The sequence below is a fragment of the Aquamicrobium terrae genome, assembly GCF_040545735.1.
GTDB classification, from domain to species: domain Bacteria; phylum Pseudomonadota; class Alphaproteobacteria; order Rhizobiales; family Rhizobiaceae; genus Mesorhizobium; species Mesorhizobium terrae_A.
Window position 1 is genome coordinate 54,309 of record NZ_JBEPML010000009.1, and the last position, 20,447, is coordinate 74,755.

Genomic DNA, 20,447 nt, shown 5'->3' on the forward strand with positions numbered 1-20,447 from the left:
GTCTGCGCGAGACGACAATGGGATCGCAGATACAAGACGCAAACGATACCCGGGAGGAAAACGTGAAGAAACTGGTTGGCGCCCTGGCGATGGGTGCAATGCTTTCTATGACCGCCGCATACAGCTACGCGGCCGATTATCCGGAACGTCCCATCACCGTCATCGTGCCGTTCTCCGCCGGGGGGCCGACGGATACCGTCACGCGCCTCGTCGCGGAAGCCATGTCGAAGGATCTCGGGCAACAGGTTCTGGTCGAGAATGTCGGTGGCGCCGGCGGTACGCTGGGCGCGGCGCGCGTGGCGCAGGCCGAACCGGACGGCTACACGCTGCTTCTCCATCATATCGGCATGGCGACCAGCGCAACGCTTTATCGCAAGCTGCCCTACGATACGCTCAACGCCTTCGAATATGTCGGGCTCGTCACCGAAGTGCCGATGACCATCGTGGCCCGAAAGGATCTCGAGCCGACCGACTTCAAGGCGCTGGTGGAATACGCCAAGGCCAACAAGGATTCGGTCACCGTGGCCAATGCCGGCATCGGCGCGGCTTCGCATCTGTGCGGCATGCTGTTCATGAGCGCCATCGACACGCCGCTGGTCACCGTTCCCTACAAGGGCACCGGCCCGGCGATGACCGACCTGCTCGGCAGCCAGGTCGACATCATGTGCGACCAGACCACCAACACCACCAAGCAGATCCAGGCCGGCACCATCAAGGCCTATGCCGTCACCACGCCCGAGCGGCTGGAGGTGCTGCCGGACCTGCCCACGACCAAGGAAGCTGGCGTCGACGGCATGGAAGTCTCCATCTGGCACGGCCTCTATGCGCCGAAGGGAACACCGGCCGAGATCGTCGATCGGCTGTCGAAATCCCTGCAACTCGCCCTGAAGGATGAAAATGTGGTCGCCCGCTTCGCCGAACTGGGCACCGCGCCTTCGCCTCAGGAAGATGCGACCCCTCCGGCATTGAAGGAAAAAGTCGAAAGCGAAATCACGCGCTGGAAGCCGGTGATCGAAGCCGCCGGCCAATACGCGGACTGAGGCGAGCATGGGCGGGCGGCTGCAAGGCCTCCCGCCCTGCCACGATCTTTCCCGTCAACCACCGTAGAGAATTTCCATGAAATCCTTGTCTGTCGACAGGACGAACGGCCTGTGCGCCGTATTTTTCATCGGGCTCGGTGTCTTCTTCGCCTTCGAATCGCTTGATCTCGAACTCGGCACAGCGCTGCGGATGGGCCCCGGCTACTTTCCCCTTGTTCTGGCCGGTATCCTCATCCTCCTCGGCGTCGTCGTGCTGATCGATGCCATACGGGTCGAGAGCGAGCCGATCGGCCACATCGCGTGGCGCGGGCTGGTGCTCATCCTTCCCGCGCCGATCTTCTTCGGCCTCACGGTGCGCGGGCTGGGCTTCGTTCCGTCGATCTTCCTCACCTGCCTGATCGCGTCCTTTGCCAGCCAGAAGATGAAGCCGCTGACGGCCCTGATCCTGTCGGCCGGGCTTACGCTGTTTGCACTGATCGTCTTCAGCTATGCGCTCGGGCTGCCTTTCGTGCGCTTCGGGCCTTGGCTCCGCTTCTAAAGGCAAGCTCATGGATCTGTTCAGCAATCTTGCCCTCGGCTTTGCCACCGCATCCACGCTGTGGAACCTCCTGTTCTGCCTGATCGGGGTGCTGCTCGGCACGCTCATCGGCGTGCTCCCCGGCATCGGCGCGACGGCCACCATCGCCATGCTGCTGCCCATCACCTTCCAGATCGGCGATCCGGTCTCTGCCCTGATCATGCTCTCCGGCATCTATTACGGCGCGCAATATGGCGGCTCGACCACGGCGATCCTCATCAACATGCCGGGTGAATCGTCCTCCGCCGTGACCGCCATCGACGGCTATCAGATGGCGCGCAAGGGCCGCGCCGGGGCCGCCCTCGCCGTCGCGGCGATCGGCTCCTTCTTCGCCGGCACCGTATCGACCTTTCTCGTCGCCCTGTTTGCCCCGCCGCTCACCGTCATCGCCCTGAAATTCGGCGCGGCGGAGTATTTCTCGCTGATGGTGCTCGGCCTCGTCTCTTCCATCGCGCTTGCCCATGGCTCGGTCATCAAGGCCATCGCCATGGTGGTGCTGGGCCTGCTGCTCGGCCTGGTGGGAACCGACATCTACACCGGCACGCCGCGCTTTACCCTGGGCATCCGCGAATATGCGGACGGGCTGAATTTCGTCGCGGTGGCGGTCGGCGTGTTCGGTATCGCCGAAATCCTGCGCAACCTGGAGAACGAAAAATCGCGCGACGTGCTGATGGCCCGCGTGACGGGCCTGCTGCCCACCCGTGACGACGTCCGGCGCATGGTCGCCCCCATCCTGCGCGGCACTGTCCTGGGGTCGGCGCTCGGCATCCTGCCAGGCGGCGGCGCCATCCTTGCCTCCTTCGCCTCCTATACGGTCGAGAAACGCGTCTCCAAGACCCCGGAGGAATTCGGCCATGGCGCCATCGAAGGCGTCGCGGGCCCGGAATCAGCCAACAATGCCGGCGCGCAGACCTCCTTCATCCCCATGCTCACCCTCGGCATTCCGGCCAATCCGGTGATGGCGCTGATGATCGGCGCCATGATCATTCAGGGCATCGTGCCCGGCCCCAATGTCGCGACAGAACAGCCGGCGCTGTTCTGGGGCATCATCGCCTCGATGTGGATCGGCAACCTGATGCTGATCGTGCTCAACCTGCCGCTGATCGGGTTGTGGGTGAAGCTGCTGACGATCCCCTACTACGTGCTGTTCCCGATCATCATGGCGTTCTGCTCGATCGGCGTCTACAGCGTGAACTCCAACGTCTATGACCTCTATGCCGTCGCTTTCTTCGGTCTGCTCGGCTATGTGCTGCTCAAGCTGCGCTGCGAGCCGGCGCCGCTGCTGCTCGGTTTCGTGCTGGGGCCGCTGCTGGAGGAGAATCTGCGCAGGGCCATGATCCTTTCGCGCGGCGATCCGACAACCTTCCTCACCCGCCCGATCAGCGCCACCCTGCTCGGCATTTCGGCGCTGGTGCTGGTCGTGGTCTTCCTGCCCAGCATCAAGAAAAAGCGCGACGAGGTCTTTGTCGAAGAGGATTGACGGGACTGCCCCAGGCTGGTGCGGACGGCGGGGATCGAACCCGCATAGCCGAAGGCTGAGGGATTTTAAGTCCCTTGCGTCTACCAGTTCCGCCACGTCCGCGCGGGCTGTTTGTCAGAGGTTTGGGCGGATTCGTCAACAGATGTTTGCAGCCATCGTCGCATTCCCAGGGCTGCCGGCCATCTGGTCTGCTTTCAGGAATTTACCGCCTGTCGCCTGATAGACTTGATTTTCACCGAACTCGGCAGGCCAAGCAGGTCGTTGAGATGGAGCCGAATGGCCGCCATCTGGATGAGCACCGGGATGGCTATCGCCGCCACAGTCGCGGTCGGGATCAGAATGGCCGGGTCATCTATTCCCATGAACCGTAACAACACGGTCCGGACGAAGCCAAGCACGAGAATATGCAGGACATAGATCGACATCGAAAACTGACCGAGCAGGGCCAGAAGACCGCATAACCCCTCAAAGGACTTCGACTGTTCGAGCCTTGCGCACAGTGCCAGCATTGCGGCGATTCCAAGAATTGCAGCCAGAACCGGCAGGCGTTCCGGAATGCCGGCGTAATAAGCGCCAACTGCCGCCAGCAGGAACAAGGCACAAAGCGCACCTGTCGCCATCCGGGAAACCGGCAGCAAAGTCAGCCAGATGCGTTCGCGAGCCAGCATGCCGAGCGTGAAGTAAAAGAAGCCGTAGGCGATATCTCCAACGACGCCGGCGCCTGCGAAATGCAAGGCCACAAAGGCGATGAATGCGCCCGCCGCCAGCATGTCGGTGCGCAACATGGCAAGCACGTAAGCCAGGACATTGCAAAAGAACAGAGCGTAGAGGAACCAGAAGGGCGAGATAGGCACCCACAGGATTTCCAGCAACCGGTCGGCACCGACGGTCGCGTTGACGGCGCTCGAACCGGACAGGGCGACCTGAATGGTGCCCTGCACCAGTGACCAAAGGAAGTATGGATAGACGATCATCCTGAGACGGCCCAGCCAGAAACTTCCGGCCGGCTTGTCTCTGGAACCAGCGAAGAAGAGGCCGGATATGAAGAAGAAGACCGGCATATGGAATGTGTAGATAACATAGTCCGTAAGAACCAACCCGGAGTCCGGCGGCACGATGTTCGCGCTCAACAATCCGCGCAGGCAGTGGCCATAGACCACCAGGATAATGGCGATACCCTTGGCCATATCGAGCGCTTGCGACCGCTGCCCTGTGCTTGTTGACGCCAACGTCATAACCGGCCTTTGGCTGGATCCGGGAACCTTCCGACCTGAAACTGTAGCCCAACCGAGGCAGGCGGCCAGCGTCTCCTTTTGGCGAATGGCGCCATCGGATGGAGATAGGCAACCGCGCTGGAGGGTCACCTGCCCCAATCGATTTCGGAGCTTCCGGATAACCCAGCGGGTGGCAACGAAGCGGCATTCAACCTAAATAGCCAGGACTTGTACGGAGCCATTCATGACTGCAGCTCTTTTCCAGCCGATCACGCTCGGAAATCTCGCCTTCCCAAATCGCATAGCCGTGGCGCCCATGTGCCAGTATTCCGCCGATGACGGTTCGGCCAGCGATTGGCATCTCCAGCACTGGATGAACCTCGCCATGTCCGGCGCCGGTATGGTCACCGTGGAGATGACCAATGTCGAGCGTCGCGGCCGCATCAGCCATGGCTGCCTCGGGCTCTATAGCGAAGCCAACGAGGCAGCGGCCAAGCGTGCCCTCGATGCGGCAAGGCGCGTGGCGGCGCCCGGCACCAGATTCGGCACCCAGCTCGCCCATGCCGGCCGAAAGGCCTCCTGCCGGCGGCCTTGGGAAGGTGGCGGCCCCTTGCAGCCCGGCGAGGACCCGTGGCCGATCGTCTCTGCCTCGGCGATCCCCTATGACGAAGGCTGGCAGACGCCACACGCCCTGAGCGAGGACGAGATCTGGCAGGAGGTCGATCACTTCGCGCAGGCCGCCCGAAGGGCGGAACATGCCGGATTCGACTTCATCGAATTGCACGGCGCGCATGGCTACCTGATCTTCCAGTTCCTGTCGCCCCTCTCCAACAGGCGGGCGGACCGTTGGGGCGGCTCGCTTGAAAACCGGATACGCTTTGCCGTGGAGGTTGCGCGCGCGGTGCGCAAGGCCGCCCCTTCCCTCATGCTGGGCATCCGCCTTTCCGTGAAGGAATGGGTGCAAGGCGGCTTCGACGTCTATGATGCGATCGAAGTCGCAAAGGTGCTCAAGGGCGAAGGCATTTCCTATATCTGCTGCTCCAGCGGCGGCAATTCCCCGCTACAGAAACTTCCCTCCGGGCCCGGCTACCAGGTCGATCTGGCCGAAGCAGTACGCAAGGGCGCCGACATTCCCGTCCGCGCTGTGGGCCTGATCACCGAGCCGAGACAGGCGGAAGCAGTGGTTGCCGAAGGCAGGGCGGATATGGTCGCCCTCGGCCGTGCCTTCCTTGCCGATCCGCGCTGGGGCTGGCGTGCGGCAGCCGCTCTTGGCGAAGAGATCCAGGCAGCCCCGCAATTGCTGCGCTCGGTCACCACCATGCGGCATTGGGTGGAGCAGGCCTGACAAACGTCAGGCAACCAATGACGGGTCGCCGCGTTCTGCAATCACCTCTACAACAGGTGATGAGCGGAGAACGAGGATGGCGAAGGTCGTCTATAAAATCGTCGAGCATGACGGGGGCTGGGCCTATCAGGTCGGCTCGACCTATTCGGAGACTTTTCCAAGCCGCGAGGCCGCGGTTCGGGCTGCCGAACAGGCAGCGCAGGAACAACAGATTTCCGGAACCTCGGATGGCATCCAGTACGAGGACAGTTCCGGCAACTGGCACGAGGAACTCTCCGACGGCCGCGACCGGCCGGAGACGGAGGTTTCGGAGTAGCCGTCCCGTTCAATTTCTGTTCGATGGCTCAATTCCAAGCAAAAAGGGCGGCCAGTGGCCGCCCCCTTGCATGGCAAAGCCGTTTGAGCCTTAGCCGTGCAGCTTGGCCGCGATCTCGGCCACCCGCTTGCCCTGGAAGCGCGCGCCTTCCAGCTCCTGCGCCGAAGGCTGGCGCGAACCGTCGCCTTCCGTGGTCGTGGTCATGCCGTAGGGCGCGCCGCCGCGCACCACATCGTTGCCCATCTGGCCCTGATAGGCATAGGACAGCGGCACGATGATCATGCCGTGATGCTGGAGCGAGGCCTGCGTGCTGATCAGGGCCACCTCCGCGCCGCCATGCTGGGTTGCGGTGGACGCCATCACCGAAGCAACCTTGTTCACCAGCGCGCCTTTGGCCCACAGCGGGCCGGTCTGGTCGAGGAAGTTCTTCAACTGGGAAGCCATGGCGCCGAAGCGGGTGGAGGCGCCGAATATGATGGCGTCATAATCCGCCAGTTCGAGCGGCTCCGCGATCGGTGCTTCCTGATCGAGCTTGTAGTGGGCGGCCTTGGCTACTTCCAGCGGCACCAGTTCGGGAACCCGCTTGACGGTCACGTCGGCGCCGGCCTCGCGCGCGCCTTCGGCCGCGGCCTTCGCCATCTGCTCCATGTGACCCCAGCTCGAATAATAAAGGACAAGCACCTTCGCCATTTCCATCTCCACGGTTGCGGCCGCGGACGCCACGTCCGCTTCGAATACCGGGGCAATCTAGGGCGGTGCATGTTCATGGAAAAGTACCCCGGCGCCGACACACCGTTCACAAATCCTGCATCTTTGCGCAGTTCGCGCCAACGGGTTATGGGAAGGCGATAAAATGTTCGAGGAGTCGTTCATGACCGAGATTGTCACCGCCGCCATGCTCGTCATTGGTGACGAAATCCTGTCCGGGCGCACCAAGGACAAGAACATCGGGCATCTTGCCGATATCATGACTGCCGTGGGGATCGACCTGAAGGAGGTTCGCATCGTCCCGGACGACGAGGACGACATCGTCGCGGCCCTCAATGCCGTGCGCCAGCGCTATACCTATGTGTTCACATCCGGCGGCATCGGGCCGACGCATGACGACATCACCGCCGATTCGGTAGCAAAGGCCTTCGACGTTCCCTGTGAATACGATACCGCTGCCTACGCCATGCTGGAAGCGCATTATGCGAAACGCGGCATGGAGTTCACCGAGGCGCGCAAGCGCATGGCGAGGATGCCGCGCGGGGCCGCCCATATCGAAAACCCCGTCTCGGTCGCCCCCGGTTTCCGCATCGGTAACGTCCACGTCATGGCCGGCGTGCCGTCCGTCTTCCAGGCCATGCTGGACAAGGTCGTCCCCACGCTGAAGACCGGCGTGAAGATGCTGACCGCTACGGTCCCCTGCCCCCTGGGCGAAGGCGTCATCGGCGGCCCGCTGTCGGAAATCCAGAAGGCGCACCCGCTCACCATCATTGGTTCGTACCCGAAATTCGGCGAAGGCAAGTTCTGGACCGAGCTGGTGGTGCGCGCCCGCTCCGAGGATGCGCTGGAGGCAGCCCGCAAGGATGTCGAGGCCATGGTGAGGGACCTTGGCGAAGCAAGTTGAGGCGACACGGAACCGGAAGCGTTCCGGCGCGTTTAGCTTGGCCATTTTTCTATCGAAAAGGGGCCGGCCATGTCGTTCAAGACCATTGCAGCCATATTGCAGGGCGAGCAGGAATTTCAGCGCGTACTCGATTGCGCCATTCCGCTGGCTTCCCGTCTCGAAGCTCACCTCGTCGGCATCCATGCCGAGGTTCTGCCTGTGCCCTACACGGCGGCGGCGGGCTTTCCTGACACCGACTTCATCCAGGTTTCTACCGAACTGAACAAGGAAGCCACGCTGAAGCTGCGCGGCACCTTCCACGAACGCGTCGAGGATGCAGGGCTTTCCTTCGAATGGCGAACGCTTGAAAGCTTCTCCGGCGACGGAACGCTTGCGGGCCTGCCCAATGTCCGCGCCGCGGACCTGATCGTCGCTGCCCAGCGCGACGTGGAAAGCGACGACGGAACCGATGTCGAAAGCCTCGTCTACGATGCCGGACGGCCGGTTCTGATGGTGCCGCATTCCGGGCCGATCCTTTCCTCCTTCCGGCGTGTCCTGCTGGCATGGAACGGCAGCCGTGAAGCGGCGCGGGCGACGTTCGACGCCCTGCCCCTCCTGATCGAGGCGGATCAGACGGACATACTGATCATCGATCCGCCGGAAAGCTCCGACGACACCCCGGATGCCGCAGGCTCCCGCATCGCGGCTTCCCTGGGGCGGCATGGCGTATCGGTGGGCGTGTCGGTTCGCAATTCCCAAGGGCAGTCGGTGGAAACCCTTATCCAGGATAGGCTGGCCGCCAGCGGCGCCGACCTTCTGGTGCTCGGTGCCTACAGTCATTCATGGCTGCGGGAACTGCTTTTTGGCGGAGTCACACGCTCCATTCTGCGTTCCGCACCGGTCACCGTCTTCCTGTCGCGCTGAATAGCAGGGGTCGGTTGCAGCCGGCCCTTGCCAAGCATGTGGATTTCCGGCTAATTCCGCCCGCATTCCATATCATCTGCGCGCTCCAGCGCGCCTGCGGAGTGTGCCCGAAATGTCCCTTCCCGACAAAGCTTTCCCGGTATCCTGGGATCAGTTCCACCGCGATGCCCGCGCCCTGGCGTGGCGGCTGTCCGGTGCCGGCCAGCAATGGAAGGCCATCGTGTGCATCACTCGCGGCGGACTGGTGCCGGCGGCGGTCATTTCACGCGAATTGGGCATCCGTGTCATCGAGACGGTCTGCGTCGCCTCCTATCACGACTACAGCTCGCAGGGGCAGTTGCAGGTGCTGAAGGAGATCAGCCCGGTTCTCCTCGAGAATGACGGCGAGTCGATCCTGATCGTCGACGACCTGACCGATACCGGAAAGACCGCCGGAATCGTGCGCGCCATGCTGCCAAAGGCCCATTTCGCCACGATGTATGCCAAGCCGAAGGGCCGCCCGCTGGTCGATACCTTCGTGACCGAGGTCAGTCAGGATACCTGGATCTATTTCCCCTGGGACATGGGTTTCACCTACCAGAAGCCGATCGCCGACGATCAGGTGGGCTGAAAACCCCAGCCTGCGCCCGGAAGGCCAATGTGAGCGGATTTACTTTTCCTACACCATGAATGGCGTAGGCTTACCAAGCTGGCAAAATGATTCCATCCGGGCGCTGCTTCGATGCTGACGGGGCCACAATCTCACGCACATCTCGCCGAAAGGGTGCGCAAGCTGTTCGGCACGGTGCCATGCCGTTTGCAAGTGGCTGCCCTGCCCTGGCACGAGGTGGGCGGCGTGGTCGAGGTCATGCTCATCACCAGCCGCGACACCGGCCGCTGGGTGCTGCCGAAGGGATGGCCGGAAGCGCGCGAGCCGCTGTGCGATGCAGCGGCGCGCGAAGCCGATGAGGAAGCCGGCATTTCCGGCCGCATATCTCCCGTCGAGGCCGGCCGCTATTTCTATGCCAAGACAATGTCCGGCGGTCACGACGTGCCGTGCGAGGTGCTGGTCTTTCCCCTGCTGGTCGAGAACATGACGGAACGCTGGAAGGAAAAGCGCCAGCGCACCCGTTGCTGGATGACCGGTGAAAAGGCGCAGAGCCAGGTCGCGGAACCGGATCTCGCCGAGATCATCGGCCACTTCTGCGCCAACCGGCATCTCTACGCAGCGGTCTGAATTCCACCATTCCCAGATACAAAAAAGGCCGCCCGAAAGGCGGCCTTCCTGTTTTCCGGGAAAGGGAGCCGTTACTCGGCGTCCTTCTCAGCCTTCTTCTTCGGCGCAGCCTTTTTCTTCGGAGCTTCGGCCTCGCCTTCCTCGGCCTTGGCGGCAGCCTTCTTCGGCGCGGCCTTCTTCTTGGCCGGCTTGGCTTCAGCTTCGCCGTCCTCGTCCTCGGCCAGAAGTTCTTCCTTGCTCACCTTCTGGTCGGTCACGGAAATCTCGCCGAGCAGGTGGTCCACCACCTTCTCCTCGAAGATCGGGGCGCGCAGCGTGTTCAGCGCCTCGGGGTTGCTGCGGTAGAACTCGAACACTTCCTGCTGCTGGTTGCCGGGGAAGCGACGGACCTGCTCGAACAGGCCGCGCTGCAGTTCCTCGTCCGAAACCGTGACGCCGGCCTTCTCGCCGATCTCGGCCAGAACCAGGCCAAGGCGCACGCGGCGCTCGGCCAGGCGCTGATACTCGGCGCGGGCCTCTTCCTCGGTGGTCTCTTCATCCGCGAAGGTGCGACCGGCCGCCTCCAGGTCGCGGTTGACCTGATTCCAGATGTTGGTGAATTCAGCTTCCACCAGCTTGGACGGCGCCTCGAATGCGTAGGCGGCGTCGAGCTGGTCCAGAAGCTGGCGCTTCACCTTCTGGCGGGTGATCGAACCGAACTGGCTCTCGATCTGGCTGCGCACGATCTCGCGCAGGCGATCAAGCGATTCGAGGCCCAGCGCCTTGGCGGTCTCATCATCGATCTTCAGTTCGCCCGGCTTGGCAACTTCCTTGACGGTGACGTCGAAGGTGGCTTCCTTGCCGGCCAGATTGGCAGCCTGGTAGTTCTCCGGGAAGGTGACGACGACCTGCTTTTCATCGCCGGCCTTGGTGCCGACGAGCTGGTCCTCGAAGCCCGGAATGAATTCCTTGGAACCCAGAACCAGCGGCTGGTCGGAGCCGGTGCCGCCGGCGAAGGCTTCGCCGTCGATCTTGCCGACATAGTCGATGGTCAGGCGGTCGCCTTCGGCGGCCTTGCCATCCTTCGGCTCGTAGCTGCGGGTGGATTCGGCCACGCGCTGCACCTGCTCGTCGATCTCCGCCTCCGGCACGTCATAGACCGGACGGTTCACCTTGATGTCGGCGAAGTCCTTGATCTCGATCGGCGGGATGACCTCGTAGTTGAGGCTGAATTCGAAATCGGCGCCGCCTTCAAGGATCTTCTCGGCTTCCTTCTCATCCTCGGTCATGATGACCTCGGGCTGCATGGCGGCCTTCTCGCCGCGCTCGGTGATGATGGAGCGCGCGTCGTTGAGGATCTCATTGACCACTTCGGCCATGAAGGACTTGCCGTAGACCTTGCGCAGATGCTGCACTGGCACCTTGCCCGGGCGGAAGCCGTTGATGCGGACCTTGCCCCGGGCATCGGTCAGGCGCGTCATGAGCCTGGCTTCCATGTCGGTAGCCGGCACGACGACCTTAATCTCGCGCTTGAGGCCGGAGTTGAGCGTTTCGGTGACCTGCATCATCAAACCTTTATCTTGACCCATAAGACTGCAAAACGGCCCCTGCCGTTCACAGCCTGCCGGTGCATTCTTCCGGGGTTGGCTTCGGGGCGAAGCCGGATGAACCGGTCAAGGCTTGACCCAATCATCCGGGTAACGCTCCAAAATGTGAATAAGTCTTTGTTGTTCCTACTTCTTTTCACATTTTGCAGAAGCGGATCGTCGCATCCCGTCACATTCGATCCGCCTTTTGTCACAGGCGAGGCCAATTTTCAACCATCTTCGCGCCGTTGCGGGCGCATGTAAAACGGCCACCGGGCGGTCTCGTTCCCGTCACTGAACACATTGACAGCGACCGGCCTTCATGGGATTGGCGAGGCCGCGCGCATGTGGCGGAACTGGTAGACGCCCCGGATTTAGGTTCCGGTGCCGAAAGGCGTGGGGGTTCGAGTCCCTCCATGCGCACCAGCATCCAAAGATGCCTGCGAAACGTGCCGTCACCCGCGGACCATTCGGCAGGCATCGTCTTCAGGAGGCCGACAGGGCGTTGTCCCAGGTCTGATAGAGCAGAGCATCAAGATGACACGATCCGACAAGGGTGAAGGCGTTTCACCGCGCAACGCCGACAAGCCATTCCGTCCCGACGTGGAACTTTATGATCCCTGGAGCCGGCATTTCGCCTCCGACCATCACCGCAACGAGTTCCGCAAGGCGCTCGAGGCCGGCGAGGACGAATAACGCCCCGTCGCCGCCGCGCGGCCGCCAGACGGCCAACTCAGTAGAGCGGCTCCTCGAACAGCATGTTTTCGCCATCCATCAGCGCCTTGACCTGCGCCGTACCGGATGACGAGACAGCGGCCCGGACGCCGAAGGGCCGCACGCGCATGTCGCGCTCGATGGCGCGGCCCTCGCCCTCGGGCACATAGAAGCGCTCGATGCCATAGGTAACACGGACCTCTCCATCCACATGCGCGAGGTTCAGAGACGGAACCTGGCCGACAATATCCACTTCATCGGCTCCTGCCGGATTGGGCGGTGTCTTGAGCCAGGCGCCGCCGGCACGCCAATAGCCATCCTCTTCCCTGCGCAGGCGCACGGTGACGCTGTGCGTCGGGACCAGATCGTGCCGGACCTCGCCGATGTCGGCGATCATGGAGAGCGGCAGGCGCGAGATGTCGTAGTTCAGGATGACATAGTCTCCGCGCAGCAGATCCCTTGGGTCGACAGGCTCGACCTTCAGCAACACCTCGCGGCCGTCGCGCAGGACGGCGGCCCGGCCGACAATCATCCAGCCGAGGAACCCCACCTGGACGAGCGCCAGCAACAGCGCGGACAGGACAAGCTTCTTGCCATTGTTCATGCCCCGCTCCTTTCGGCCTGCGACCGGCCCATCCGGCCTTCAAGCCGAATGATGAGCGCGGCAAGAATGCCCAGCAGCACGGCGGCGAACAGGAAGAAGCCGGCAGTCCCCAGCATCGTGCCCATGGTGATGCCATAGATCAGGCACAGCTCGATGGCGAAGGCCAGATAGGCAAGCCCGCGCAGCCCGCGGCTCTGCGGTCCTTGCAGAAGAAGGGCTGCGACAATTCCGGCCAGGGTTACGGCGGCCGCTATTATAAAGCCGGGTCCCCCTTCCAGTTCGACCTGGATCAGCGCCATGGCCACCAAGAAGGCGATCAGGGCATGCAGCGGCAAGCGGCCGTTGATGCGCACGATGTTGTCGGTTTCGCGCGGCGCGATATGCGCAACCGCAAAAATGCCCGCCGAAACGCAGGCCATCAGGAAGCCGACCTCGAAGGCATCGCCATCCGCCGCCAGCCATGTGACATAGGCGACGAGCGACAGCAGGATCAGATGGCGCGCGGCCTGGCTGCGCGTCCAATAGGAAATGGCGAACAGGGCCGCCGCAATCGGCAGGAACAGAAGGGGCGTCTCCAGGTTGGAGAGCGTGCGCAGGCCGCCCAGGAGCGAACCGGCGAGCCATGCATCGGCAATGCCGACCGCCGCCACGGTGAGCGGGCCGGAGCGCAGGACAAGGGCCGCGACAGCGGTGGCGGCACACCAGGTCAGCATGGCGGCCGACTCGTCGCCGGACATGTGATACATCTGCCCGATCAAGGCCATGGATGCACCGAAGGCCGCCGCCGCGACGATCCAGGCCGCCTCGCCGAATGCGTCGTGATCCCTGCTTTTCAGAACCGCGCCACCGACGTAACCGCCGATTATCAGCGCAAACAACACAGCGACCCGCAAGAGCCGGGGAAACGCTTCCCAATTGGCGGCGACGAAGATGAGGATCGCCGCACCGAGCAGCAGCGTCGCCATCATGGCCAGCACGGTGCCGGACCCGAAGGAATTGCGGTCCCGCCGCTCTGCATCGGCGACCAGTTTCGCTGCCGTCAAACGGTCAATCAGCCCGGCTTTGGTCCAGCGCTCGACGTCTTGCCGAAGCCGCACAACGTAGCGGGCCATCATGCCTTTTCCATTAAATTAGTCGATTTAGAAAGCATCATTTCCAAGCCGTTGTTCAAACGTCCTTTTTCGAATTTGGCCTTTTTATGTCACGGGTGTGAAACCGTCAGGATATTGCATTGCACAAAACGCATTGCTGCCATGCATCATCCGCTCTTTCAAAGCCCGCCGGTCGGTCGTATCTAAGCTGCGTACGAAGACGACAGAAACCGCAAGAACAATAAGACGAGCAAGACCATGAACCTGATCCGCAATTACCGCAACTGGCGCCGCTATCGGGAAACCGTTTCCGAGCTGAGCCGCCTGAGCAACCGTGAACTGAACGACCTCGGCATCAGCCGCGGCGACATTCACTTCGTAGCCCGCAAGTCGGTCTAACCCCTTCGGGGTGGCCATCACCCCGAACAGTTTCGCTGGTAAAAGACGATGAACCTGATCCGCAGCTATCGCAATTGGCGTGCTTACCGCAACACGGTACATGAGCTGGATCGTCTGTCTAACCGCCAGCTCGATGATCTTGGAATATCGCGCCACGAGATCGAACAGGTCGTGCGCCGGGTGTTCTAGGAACGAGATTTCATCGAGGCGACCTCCTCCCCGCCCCGATGGATAAGGTCAGCCCCTCCTCCTCCCAATAAAGGCTGACCACCCAAACGGCGCCCGCCGGACCTCCTCCCCCGGCGGGCGCTGTTAAAACCCGAGATTTAGCTCCCCCTGGAGCAAAGAGTTTCGTCGAAGCCGACCTCCTCCCCGGCAACGACGATCGGTCGATCTTCTCCTCCTCCCTAGGATCGACCACCCAAACGACACCCGCCGGACCTCCTCCCCCGGCGGGTGTTGTCGTTTCGGGACCCCACGGCCAAGCGTGCCGCACATTGCATTCCACCAGCCAAAGGATTAAGTGCGCGGCATGAGCATCAAGCCCGTTCACATCATCGGCGGCGGCCTTGCCGGATCGGAGGCCGCCTGGCAGGCGGCGCAGGCCGGCGTCCCCGTCATCCTCCACGAAATGCGGCCCGTGCGCGGCACCGACGCCCACAAGACCGAGGGCCTGGCCGAACTCGTCTGCTCCAACTCGTTTCGCTCGGACGATGCCGAGACCAATGCGGTCGGGCTCCTGCATGCCGAGATGCGTCTCGCCGGCTCGCTCATCATGGAATCGGGAGATACCCATCAGGTCCCGGCCGGCGGCGCGCTGGCGGTCGACCGCGACGGCTTCTCCCAAGCTGTGACGGCGAAGCTGGAATCACATCCGCTCATGACCATCGTGCGGGAAGAGGTGTCGTCGCTGCCGCCCGAGGAATGGGACCAGGCGATCATCGCGACCGGCCCACTGACGGCCCCGGACCTTGCTGCGGCCATTGCCGCGAAAACGGGCGCCGACGCGCTGGCGTTCTTCGATGCGATCGCTCCGATCATCCATTTCGACAGCATCGACATGAATGTCGCCTGGTTCCAGTCGCGCTACGACAAGGTCGGCCCCGGCGGAACCGGCAAGGACTACATCAACTGCCCGATGGACAAAGCCCAGTACGATGCCTTTATCGAGGCGCTTCTCGCCGGCGCCAAGACCGAGTTCAAGCAGTGGGAAGGCACCCCCTATTTCGACGGCTGCCTGCCGATCGAGGTGATGGCGGAGCGTGGCCCGGAAACCCTGCGCCACGGCCCCATGAAGCCCATGGGCCTCACCAATGCCCATAACCCGACCGTGAAGCCCTATGCCGTCGTGCAATTGCGGCAGGACAACGCGCTCGGCACGCTCTACAACATGGTCGGCTTCCAGACCAAGCTGAAGCATGGCGAGCAGGTCGCCATCTTCCGCACCATCCCGGGGCTGGAGAATGCCGAGTTCGCCCGGCTGGGCGGGCTGCACCGCAACACCTATATCAATTCGCCGGAACTGCTGGACGGTACGCTTCAACTGAAGGCACGGCCGGGCCTGCGTTTTGCCGGCCAGATCACCGGCTGCGAAGGCTATGTCGAAAGCGCCGCCATCGGCCTGCTGGCCGGACGCTTCGCCGCTGCCGCGCGGCAGGGCCGTCCGCTTTCAGCTCCGCCGGTCACCACCGCCTTCGGTGCGCTGCTCAACCACATCACCGGCGGCCACATCGTCTCGGACGACGAGCCCGGCAAGCGCTCGTTCCAGCCCATGAATGTCAATTTCGGCCTGTTCCCGCCCGTCGAGGTGCCGAAAGTCGAAGGCAAGCGCCTGCGCGGCAAGGAAAAGACCTTGGCCAAGAAGCGAGCCATGACCGCGCGCGCCTTGCAGGATTGCGGCGCATGGCTGGCCACGGGCGAAGTTACAAAGGCCGCCGAATAACCTTCCGGCGGCTACCGCCAGCCCCGCATGGCATGGCGCCACAAAAGCCAATGACGGCGCAGATGCGAAAGTGAGATGCCGCCGTCGAGAACGGCGCTCTCCCTGCCCTCCATGCGCCGCACCCAGGCGGATGTCATGGCCAGCGGCAGATAGGCCGGGCGCAATGTCTCGGGAAGCGATGCTGCATTCTTCTCGAAAGCCGACAGATGCTCCCTCGCCAGCGCGACCATGGCCGCCACGGCGCGCTTCGCCGTTTCGGCGTTCTCGCCCTTGATGAAATCCTGCGGTGAAGTACCGACCGCCCGGAGGAGATCTGCCGGGATGTAGCACTGGCCCCGCGCCCGATGCAGCGGCAAAAGCAGAAGCAGACCGGTCATGGCCTGCGCGCAGCCGGCGTGCCCCGCCAGTTCGGAAAAGCCGGACGCCTTGTCCGGGTCGAGCACCACGGACGCCAACTGTATGAGGGTGCACGCCGTTTCGCCGCAATAGCCTTCGAGATCGGTGCGCGAGGGCATCGGATCGTCGTAAAGGTCGAAAATCCGGGCTTCGAGATAGTTTTCGAAGGCAGGCAGCGGCAGGCTGTAGTCCTTGATTGTCGCGCGAAGAGCGTCGGCAACCGGTTGCCCGGTTTCTTCGCCTGGATAAGGGGCGGCCAGCATATCGCGCCACCATTGCAGCCGAACCTCGCCCGGTAGGGCCTCCCTGATACGGTCGCGCACCCCGGCAATCTCGGCGTTGAAGGCATAAAGCGCCATCAGCGGCGCGCGTTTCCCAGGCGGAGCGTAGAGAGTGGTCAGATAGCGGTCGTGATCGGCCTCGCGCACGGCCTGCGTGACCAGTGACGAAGCGTTTTCCATGGAATCAGTCGACGGCGATGAGTGCGGCCGCAACGGCGCGGTCGTCGGCAAGCAGCACGTTGTAGGTGCGCACGGCCGCACCGGTCGACATCGGGTCGGAGGTGATGCCCGCTTCCTTCAACGTCGCGCGCAAGTCCCGCGGGATGGGGCGCAGATCCGGGCCGGTGCCGACCAGGAAAATCTCGACATCGGCCGCCTCCGCGAGGAGGCGGCTGAAATCATCGGCGGTCAGCCTGGCCGGATCCTGCGGCTCCCAGCCATAGATGCCGGAGGGAAGGCACAGGATCGACCCTTTGTGCGACATATCGGCAAAGCGGAATCCGCCGTTGCCATATGCCTCAATGGGCGCACGACCGGGGAAATGCGCTTCGCGTATGACGATGCCCTGCCCCATCTGCAATCACCGCCGGCCCTTGCCTTCCGCAGCCATTCGCTCAGCCGCCCGAGGCGGGAGCTATCGTGGATGACGGTCCCTTCTTGGACGTGTCTTCCTTCTCGAACAGGCCCGGACGCAGCTTGAACAGGATCAGCATCGGGCCGGCAATGAACACCGACGAATAGGTGCCCACGAAGACGCCGACGATAATGGCGAAGACAAAGGACGATATCACCTCGCCGCCGTAGAGATACAGCGACAGCAACGCCAGCAACACGGTCAGGCCCGTCAGGATCGTACGCGACAGCGTATGGTTGAGTGCCAGATTGATGACTTCTTCGATCGGCATCTTCTTGTATTTTCGCAGCATTTCGCGAATGCGGTCATAGATCACGACGGTGTCGTTGATCGAATAACCGACCACTGTCAGGATGGCTGCAACACTGGAGAGATTGAACTCCAGCCCGAAGAACACATAGATGCCGACGATGACGATCACGTCATGGGCGGTCGAAACCACCGCGCCGACGCCGAACTGCCATTCAAAGCGGAACCAGATGTAGATCAGCAGCGCCAGCATCGAGACCAGGATACCGATGGTGCCGGTCTTGGCCAGTTCGCTGGAGACGGTCGGGCCGACGGTTTCGACCCGGCGGAAATCATAATCCTCCGCGAATTCGCTCTTGATCTTCTCCACGGCGGATTGCTCGGCATTGTCGCCGGCATCCTGTGCGGCGACGCGCACCATCAGTTCGCCTTCGTTGCCGAATTCCTGCACCTGCACATCGCCGAGATTCAGTTCCTCCAGGCGCGAGCGCACATCGGCGGCGTCCGCCTGCTGCGACTTCGCCTGGATCTCGATCATCGACCCGCCCTTGAAATCGACGCCGTAGTTGAAGTCCGTGACGAACATCATGGCAACGATGGCGACTGAGACGGCACCCGACAGGGCAAAGGCCCAGTTGCGGAAGCGCATGAACGGCAGCGACGGTTCCAGCGGCAGATAGTGCACGAGGCCCTTGGGGAATTCGGTGGGCCGTGCGCGCTTGATCCAGAATGCCACCATCCAGCGCGTCAGGGTGAAGGCGGTGAACACGGTGGTGACGATGCCGATGCCGAGCGTGACCGCGAAGCCGCGCACCGGGCCGGTGCCGATGTAGAACAGGATCACCGCCACGATGAAGGTTGTCAGATTCGCGTCCACCACCGTGGCAAGCGCCTGCTTGAAGCCCTGATCGAAGGACTGGACGATGGATTTCCCGTAGGATCGCTCCTCGCGGACGCGCTCGAAGATGATGATGTTGGAATCGACCGCCATGCCCATCGTCAGCACGATACCCGCGATGCCGGGCAGCGTGAGTGTCGAGCCGAGCGCCGTCAGGATGGCGATCATCATGGCCACGTTGGCGGCCAGCGCCAGATTGGCGATGAGGCCGAGCCTGCCATAGACCAGCAGCATGCAGACGATGACCAGAATGGCGCCGACGGCAGAGGCGAACTTGCCGGCGCTGATCGAATCCGCGCCGAGGCTCGGGCCGACCGTGCGCTCTTCCACGATGGTCAAGGTGGCCGGAAGCGCGCCGGCGCGCAGCAGAACGGCGAGATCGTTGGCGCTCTGCGGCGTGAAGGAGCCGGAAATCTGGCCCGACCCGCCGAGGATCGGCTCATTGATGCGCGGCGCCGAGATGACCTGGTTGTCGAGGATGATGGCGAACAGCTTGCCGGTGTTCTGCTGCGTCGCCTGGCCGAAGCGCGAGGCGCCCTTCGAATCGAAGCGGAACGAAACCACCGGCTCATTGGTGCGCTGGTCGAAGGTCGCCTGTGCGTCCACCAGATTCTCGCCCGAAACGATCACCCGGTTCTCGATGAGATAGGGGATCGGCGGATCATCGCGCGAGAACATGACGGTGGAGCCTGCCGGCGGACGCCCTTCCATGGCTTCCTGCACCGGCACCGTCTGATCGACCATCTGGAATGTCAGCTTCGCGGTCTGGCCCAGAATATCCTTCAGGCGTTGCGGGTCCTGCAGGCCGGGCACCTGGACCAGGATGCGGTCGTCGCCCTGACGCTGGACGATCGGCTCGGTGGTGCCGAGCTCGTTGACGCGGCGGCCCACCACCTCGATCGACTGGTTCAACGCCGTGGCGGTGCGATACTGGATGCCCGCATCCGTCATGGTGAAGCGGAGCACGCCGGGCTCCGGTTCGTCCATGGACATTTCCGTTACGCTGCCGGAGCCGAACAGGCCGGAGGAAACCGGCGTGGTCAGCGATGTCAGCGCCGCCTTGGCGGCCGCTACCTGGCCGGCATCGCGGATGCGCACCTGCACGACCTTGCCGGTGCCCGACAGGCCCGTATAGCCGATACGCGCATCACGAAGCTGTGTCCGGATTTCGTCTCGCGCACTTTCCAACTGGGCCTTGATCAGGTCGTTGGTATCGATCTTGAGCAGGATGTGCGACCCGCCCTGCAAATCGAGGCCGAGCGTCATCTGCTTGGTCGGGAACCAACTCGGCAGCGAGGAGATCAGCGACTGCGGATAGATATTGGGCAGGGAAAGCAGCACGCCCAGCAGGACGACGGCCCAGATCGAAAACGTCTTCCAGCGCGAGAAATAAAGCATAAGTCGAGAACCTGTTGGCGTGCCCGTAGGCTATGCAATGGGGCCATCGGCCCGCATTACGGTTATTTCTTGGCGTTCTGGTTCGCCACCGGCTCGCCCTTGACGCGGACGTCGGCGATGGTCGAGCGCAGCGCAGTCACCTTCATCCCGCCCAGGTCGATCTCGAGCTCGTTGTCGTCGATGACCTTGGTCACCTTGCCGACGAAACCGCCGCCGGTAACCACCGTATCGCCCCGACGAATGGCCGCGAGCATCTCGCCGCGCTTTTTCATCTGCGCGCGCTGCGGGCGGATGATGAGGAAATACATTACCACGAAAATGAGGATGAAAGGCAGTATGCTGACGAACATATCGGGTGCGCCGCCTGCGGCCTGCGCGTATGCCGGGGTCACGAACATGAACAACTCCTGGATTGTAAGGAAAGCCGCAATCCGGCCAGAAAATCCGGCCGGAATATAGTCGCTCAAGCAGCCATTGCAACCGCGCTCGGCGGCCAATCCCGCGCTTTTCGCTCCATTCCGTGCGTGCTACAGCCTGTTCGTTCCTCAATTGACAGATACGAAACAATATTAC

Annotated in this window: 22 protein-coding genes and 2 tRNA genes; 14 read left to right on the forward strand and 10 right to left on the reverse strand. The window is 62.8% G+C overall.

Features of this window, described 5'->3' with window-relative positions; genetic code table 11:
- Window positions 1-17 precede the first annotated feature (17 nt).
- From ABID37_RS13870 to ABID37_RS13880, 3 genes are all read left to right on the forward strand, one after another.
- Entirely contained in the window at window positions 18-1,040 is a 1,023-nt protein-coding gene (locus tag ABID37_RS13870; RefSeq protein ID WP_435521566.1) for a tripartite tricarboxylate transporter substrate-binding protein, read from the forward strand.
- Window positions 1,041-1,116: 76 nt separating this feature from the next.
- The gene (locus tag ABID37_RS13875) at window positions 1,117-1,578 is read left to right on the forward strand and encodes a tripartite tricarboxylate transporter TctB family protein (protein ID WP_354195703.1); all 462 of its coding nucleotides are present in this window, start codon (window positions 1,117-1,119) and stop codon (window positions 1,576-1,578) included.
- Between the two features lie 10 nt (window positions 1,579-1,588).
- Window positions 1,589-3,097, forward strand: coding sequence for a tripartite tricarboxylate transporter permease (locus ABID37_RS13880; RefSeq protein WP_354195705.1), 1,509 nt, complete (start codon window positions 1,589-1,591; stop codon window positions 3,095-3,097).
- Window positions 3,098-3,113: 16 nt separating this feature from the next.
- On the opposite strand, the gene ABID37_RS13885 is transcribed toward ABID37_RS13880, so the two are convergent.
- Both ABID37_RS13885 and ABID37_RS13890 read right to left on the reverse strand, forming a co-directional pair.
- Window positions 3,114-3,199, reverse strand: a tRNA-Leu gene (locus ABID37_RS13885).
- Window positions 3,200-3,291: 92 nt separating this feature from the next.
- A complete protein-coding gene (locus tag ABID37_RS13890) occupies window positions 3,292-4,284 on the reverse strand; it encodes an acyltransferase family protein (protein WP_354195707.1) in 993 nt (330 codons plus the stop codon).
- A 271-nt stretch (window positions 4,285-4,555) separates the two neighbouring features.
- Here ABID37_RS13890 and ABID37_RS13895 point away from each other — a divergent pair, with 271 nt between their 5' ends.
- A complete protein-coding gene (locus ABID37_RS13895) occupies window positions 4,556-5,656 on the forward strand; it encodes an NADH:flavin oxidoreductase/NADH oxidase (RefSeq protein ID WP_354195709.1) in 1,101 nt (366 codons plus the stop codon).
- Between the two features lie 76 nt (window positions 5,657-5,732).
- Window positions 5,733-5,972, forward strand: a complete 240-nt coding sequence (locus ABID37_RS13900) for a DUF2188 domain-containing protein (protein ID WP_354195711.1) — start codon at window positions 5,733-5,735, stop codon at window positions 5,970-5,972.
- A gap of 90 nt (window positions 5,973-6,062) precedes the next feature.
- On the opposite strand, the gene wrbA is transcribed toward ABID37_RS13900, so the two are convergent.
- Complete coding sequence (gene wrbA, locus ABID37_RS13905) at window positions 6,063-6,662, reverse strand: NAD(P)H:quinone oxidoreductase type IV (RefSeq protein ID WP_354195713.1); 600 nt, start codon at window positions 6,660-6,662, stop codon at window positions 6,063-6,065.
- A 181-nt stretch (window positions 6,663-6,843) separates the two neighbouring features.
- Here wrbA and ABID37_RS13910 point away from each other — a divergent pair, with 181 nt between their 5' ends.
- The 4 genes from ABID37_RS13910 (at window position 6,844) to ABID37_RS13925 (ending at window position 9,703) form a co-directional block, all read left to right on the forward strand.
- A complete protein-coding gene (locus ABID37_RS13910; RefSeq protein ID WP_354195714.1) occupies window positions 6,844-7,584 on the forward strand; it encodes a competence/damage-inducible protein A in 741 nt (246 codons plus the stop codon).
- 69 nt (window positions 7,585-7,653) lie between these two features.
- On the forward strand, window positions 7,654-8,487 hold the full coding sequence (locus tag ABID37_RS13915; RefSeq protein ID WP_354195715.1) for a universal stress protein: 834 nt from the start codon (window positions 7,654-7,656) through the stop codon (window positions 8,485-8,487).
- A gap of 112 nt (window positions 8,488-8,599) precedes the next feature.
- Window positions 8,600-9,097, forward strand: a complete 498-nt coding sequence (gpt, locus tag ABID37_RS13920) for a xanthine phosphoribosyltransferase (RefSeq protein WP_354195717.1) — start codon at window positions 8,600-8,602, stop codon at window positions 9,095-9,097.
- A 111-nt stretch (window positions 9,098-9,208) separates the two neighbouring features.
- The gene (locus ABID37_RS13925) at window positions 9,209-9,703 is read left to right on the forward strand and encodes an NUDIX hydrolase (RefSeq protein ID WP_354195719.1); all 495 of its coding nucleotides are present in this window, start codon (window positions 9,209-9,211) and stop codon (window positions 9,701-9,703) included.
- A 71-nt stretch (window positions 9,704-9,774) separates the two neighbouring features.
- Here ABID37_RS13925 and tig read toward each other — a convergent pair whose 3' ends face one another.
- The gene (gene tig / locus ABID37_RS13930; RefSeq protein WP_354196019.1) at window positions 9,775-11,247 is read right to left on the reverse strand and encodes a trigger factor; all 1,473 of its coding nucleotides are present in this window, start codon (window positions 11,245-11,247) and stop codon (window positions 9,775-9,777) included.
- Between the two features lie 362 nt (window positions 11,248-11,609).
- Here tig and ABID37_RS13935 point away from each other — a divergent pair.
- A tRNA-Leu gene (locus ABID37_RS13935) sits at window positions 11,610-11,694 on the forward strand.
- Window positions 11,695-11,805: 111 nt separating this feature from the next.
- Window positions 11,806-11,964, forward strand: a complete 159-nt coding sequence (locus ABID37_RS13940; protein ID WP_354195721.1) for a hypothetical protein — start codon at window positions 11,806-11,808, stop codon at window positions 11,962-11,964.
- Between the two features lie 37 nt (window positions 11,965-12,001).
- Here the strand turns inward: ABID37_RS13940 and ABID37_RS13945 are convergent, their stop codons facing one another.
- Both ABID37_RS13945 and ABID37_RS13950 read right to left on the reverse strand, forming a co-directional pair.
- A complete protein-coding gene (locus ABID37_RS13945) occupies window positions 12,002-12,586 on the reverse strand; it encodes a GDYXXLXY domain-containing protein (protein ID WP_354195723.1) in 585 nt (194 codons plus the stop codon).
- On the reverse strand, window positions 12,583-13,698 hold the full coding sequence (locus tag ABID37_RS13950; RefSeq protein ID WP_354195725.1) for a DUF2157 domain-containing protein: 1,116 nt from the start codon (window positions 13,696-13,698) through the stop codon (window positions 12,583-12,585). Before ABID37_RS13950 ends, ABID37_RS13945 begins: the two co-directional genes overlap by 4 nt.
- Window positions 13,699-13,935: 237 nt before the next feature.
- Here ABID37_RS13950 and ABID37_RS13955 point away from each other — a divergent pair, with 237 nt between their 5' ends.
- From ABID37_RS13955 to trmFO, 3 genes are all read left to right on the forward strand, one after another.
- A complete protein-coding gene (locus tag ABID37_RS13955) occupies window positions 13,936-14,076 on the forward strand; it encodes a DUF1127 domain-containing protein (protein ID WP_354195727.1) in 141 nt (46 codons plus the stop codon).
- Between the two features lie 48 nt (window positions 14,077-14,124).
- On the forward strand, window positions 14,125-14,265 hold the full coding sequence (locus ABID37_RS13960) for a DUF1127 domain-containing protein (protein WP_354195729.1): 141 nt from the start codon (window positions 14,125-14,127) through the stop codon (window positions 14,263-14,265).
- 343 nt (window positions 14,266-14,608) lie between these two features.
- A complete protein-coding gene (gene trmFO, locus ABID37_RS13965; RefSeq protein ID WP_354195731.1) occupies window positions 14,609-16,018 on the forward strand; it encodes a methylenetetrahydrofolate--tRNA-(uracil(54)-C(5))-methyltransferase (FADH(2)-oxidizing) TrmFO in 1,410 nt (469 codons plus the stop codon).
- 11 nt (window positions 16,019-16,029) lie between these two features.
- Here trmFO and ABID37_RS13970 read toward each other — a convergent pair whose 3' ends face one another.
- From ABID37_RS13970 to yajC, 4 genes are all read right to left on the reverse strand, one after another.
- Complete coding sequence (locus tag ABID37_RS13970) at window positions 16,030-16,875, reverse strand: phytoene/squalene synthase family protein (RefSeq protein ID WP_354195733.1); 846 nt, start codon at window positions 16,873-16,875, stop codon at window positions 16,030-16,032.
- Between the two features lie 4 nt (window positions 16,876-16,879).
- On the reverse strand, window positions 16,880-17,269 hold the full coding sequence (locus ABID37_RS13975) for an Mth938-like domain-containing protein (RefSeq protein WP_354195735.1): 390 nt from the start codon (window positions 17,267-17,269) through the stop codon (window positions 16,880-16,882).
- Window positions 17,270-17,309: 40 nt separating this feature from the next.
- Window positions 17,310-19,874 carry a protein translocase subunit SecDF gene (gene secDF, locus ABID37_RS13980; RefSeq protein ID WP_354195737.1) on the reverse strand — a complete coding sequence of 855 codons (2,565 nt, stop codon included), beginning with the start codon at window positions 19,872-19,874 and terminating at the stop codon, window positions 17,310-17,312.
- Window positions 19,875-19,936: 62 nt separating this feature from the next.
- Window positions 19,937-20,272, reverse strand: coding sequence for a preprotein translocase subunit YajC (yajC, locus tag ABID37_RS13985; RefSeq protein ID WP_354196021.1), 336 nt, complete (start codon window positions 20,270-20,272; stop codon window positions 19,937-19,939).
- Window positions 20,273-20,447: the final 175 nt, after the last annotated feature.

Excerpts from the sequence above, each read along its gene's own strand:
- ABID37_RS13870 (WP_435521566.1), top strand. The coding sequence starts at position 18 with ATGGGATCGCAGATACAAGACGCAAACGATACCCGGGAGGAAAACGTG.
- ABID37_RS13875 (WP_354195703.1), top strand. The coding sequence starts at position 1,117 with ATGAAATCCTTGTCTGTCGACAGGACGAACGGCCTGTGCGCCGTATTT.
- ABID37_RS13880 (WP_354195705.1), top strand. The coding sequence starts at position 1,589 with ATGGATCTGTTCAGCAATCTTGCCCTCGGCTTTGCCACCGCATCCACG.
- ABID37_RS13890 (WP_354195707.1), bottom strand. The coding sequence starts at position 4,284 with ATGGCCAAGGGTATCGCCATTATCCTGGTGGTCTATGGCCACTGCCTG.
- ABID37_RS13895 (WP_354195709.1), top strand. The coding sequence starts at position 4,556 with ATGACTGCAGCTCTTTTCCAGCCGATCACGCTCGGAAATCTCGCCTTC.
- ABID37_RS13900 (WP_354195711.1), top strand. The coding sequence starts at position 5,733 with ATGGCGAAGGTCGTCTATAAAATCGTCGAGCATGACGGGGGCTGGGCC.
- wrbA (WP_354195713.1), bottom strand. The coding sequence starts at position 6,662 with ATGGCGAAGGTGCTTGTCCTTTATTATTCGAGCTGGGGTCACATGGAG.
- ABID37_RS13910 (WP_354195714.1), top strand. The coding sequence starts at position 6,844 with ATGACCGAGATTGTCACCGCCGCCATGCTCGTCATTGGTGACGAAATC.
- ABID37_RS13915 (WP_354195715.1), top strand. The coding sequence starts at position 7,654 with ATGTCGTTCAAGACCATTGCAGCCATATTGCAGGGCGAGCAGGAATTT.
- gpt (WP_354195717.1), top strand. The coding sequence starts at position 8,600 with ATGTCCCTTCCCGACAAAGCTTTCCCGGTATCCTGGGATCAGTTCCAC.
- ABID37_RS13925 (WP_354195719.1), top strand. The coding sequence starts at position 9,209 with ATGCTGACGGGGCCACAATCTCACGCACATCTCGCCGAAAGGGTGCGC.
- tig (WP_354196019.1), bottom strand. The coding sequence starts at position 11,247 with ATGCAGGTCACCGAAACGCTCAACTCCGGCCTCAAGCGCGAGATTAAG.
- ABID37_RS13940 (WP_354195721.1), top strand. The coding sequence starts at position 11,806 with ATGACACGATCCGACAAGGGTGAAGGCGTTTCACCGCGCAACGCCGAC.
- ABID37_RS13945 (WP_354195723.1), bottom strand. The coding sequence starts at position 12,586 with ATGAACAATGGCAAGAAGCTTGTCCTGTCCGCGCTGTTGCTGGCGCTC.
- ABID37_RS13950 (WP_354195725.1), bottom strand. The coding sequence starts at position 13,698 with ATGGCCCGCTACGTTGTGCGGCTTCGGCAAGACGTCGAGCGCTGGACC.
- ABID37_RS13955 (WP_354195727.1), top strand. The coding sequence starts at position 13,936 with ATGAACCTGATCCGCAATTACCGCAACTGGCGCCGCTATCGGGAAACC.
- ABID37_RS13960 (WP_354195729.1), top strand. The coding sequence starts at position 14,125 with ATGAACCTGATCCGCAGCTATCGCAATTGGCGTGCTTACCGCAACACG.
- trmFO (WP_354195731.1), top strand. The coding sequence starts at position 14,609 with ATGAGCATCAAGCCCGTTCACATCATCGGCGGCGGCCTTGCCGGATCG.
- ABID37_RS13970 (WP_354195733.1), bottom strand. The coding sequence starts at position 16,875 with ATGGAAAACGCTTCGTCACTGGTCACGCAGGCCGTGCGCGAGGCCGAT.
- ABID37_RS13975 (WP_354195735.1), bottom strand. The coding sequence starts at position 17,269 with ATGGGGCAGGGCATCGTCATACGCGAAGCGCATTTCCCCGGTCGTGCG.
- secDF (WP_354195737.1), bottom strand. The coding sequence starts at position 19,874 with ATGCTTTATTTCTCGCGCTGGAAGACGTTTTCGATCTGGGCCGTCGTC.
- yajC (WP_354196021.1), bottom strand. The coding sequence starts at position 20,272 with ATGTTCGTGACCCCGGCATACGCGCAGGCCGCAGGCGGCGCACCCGAT.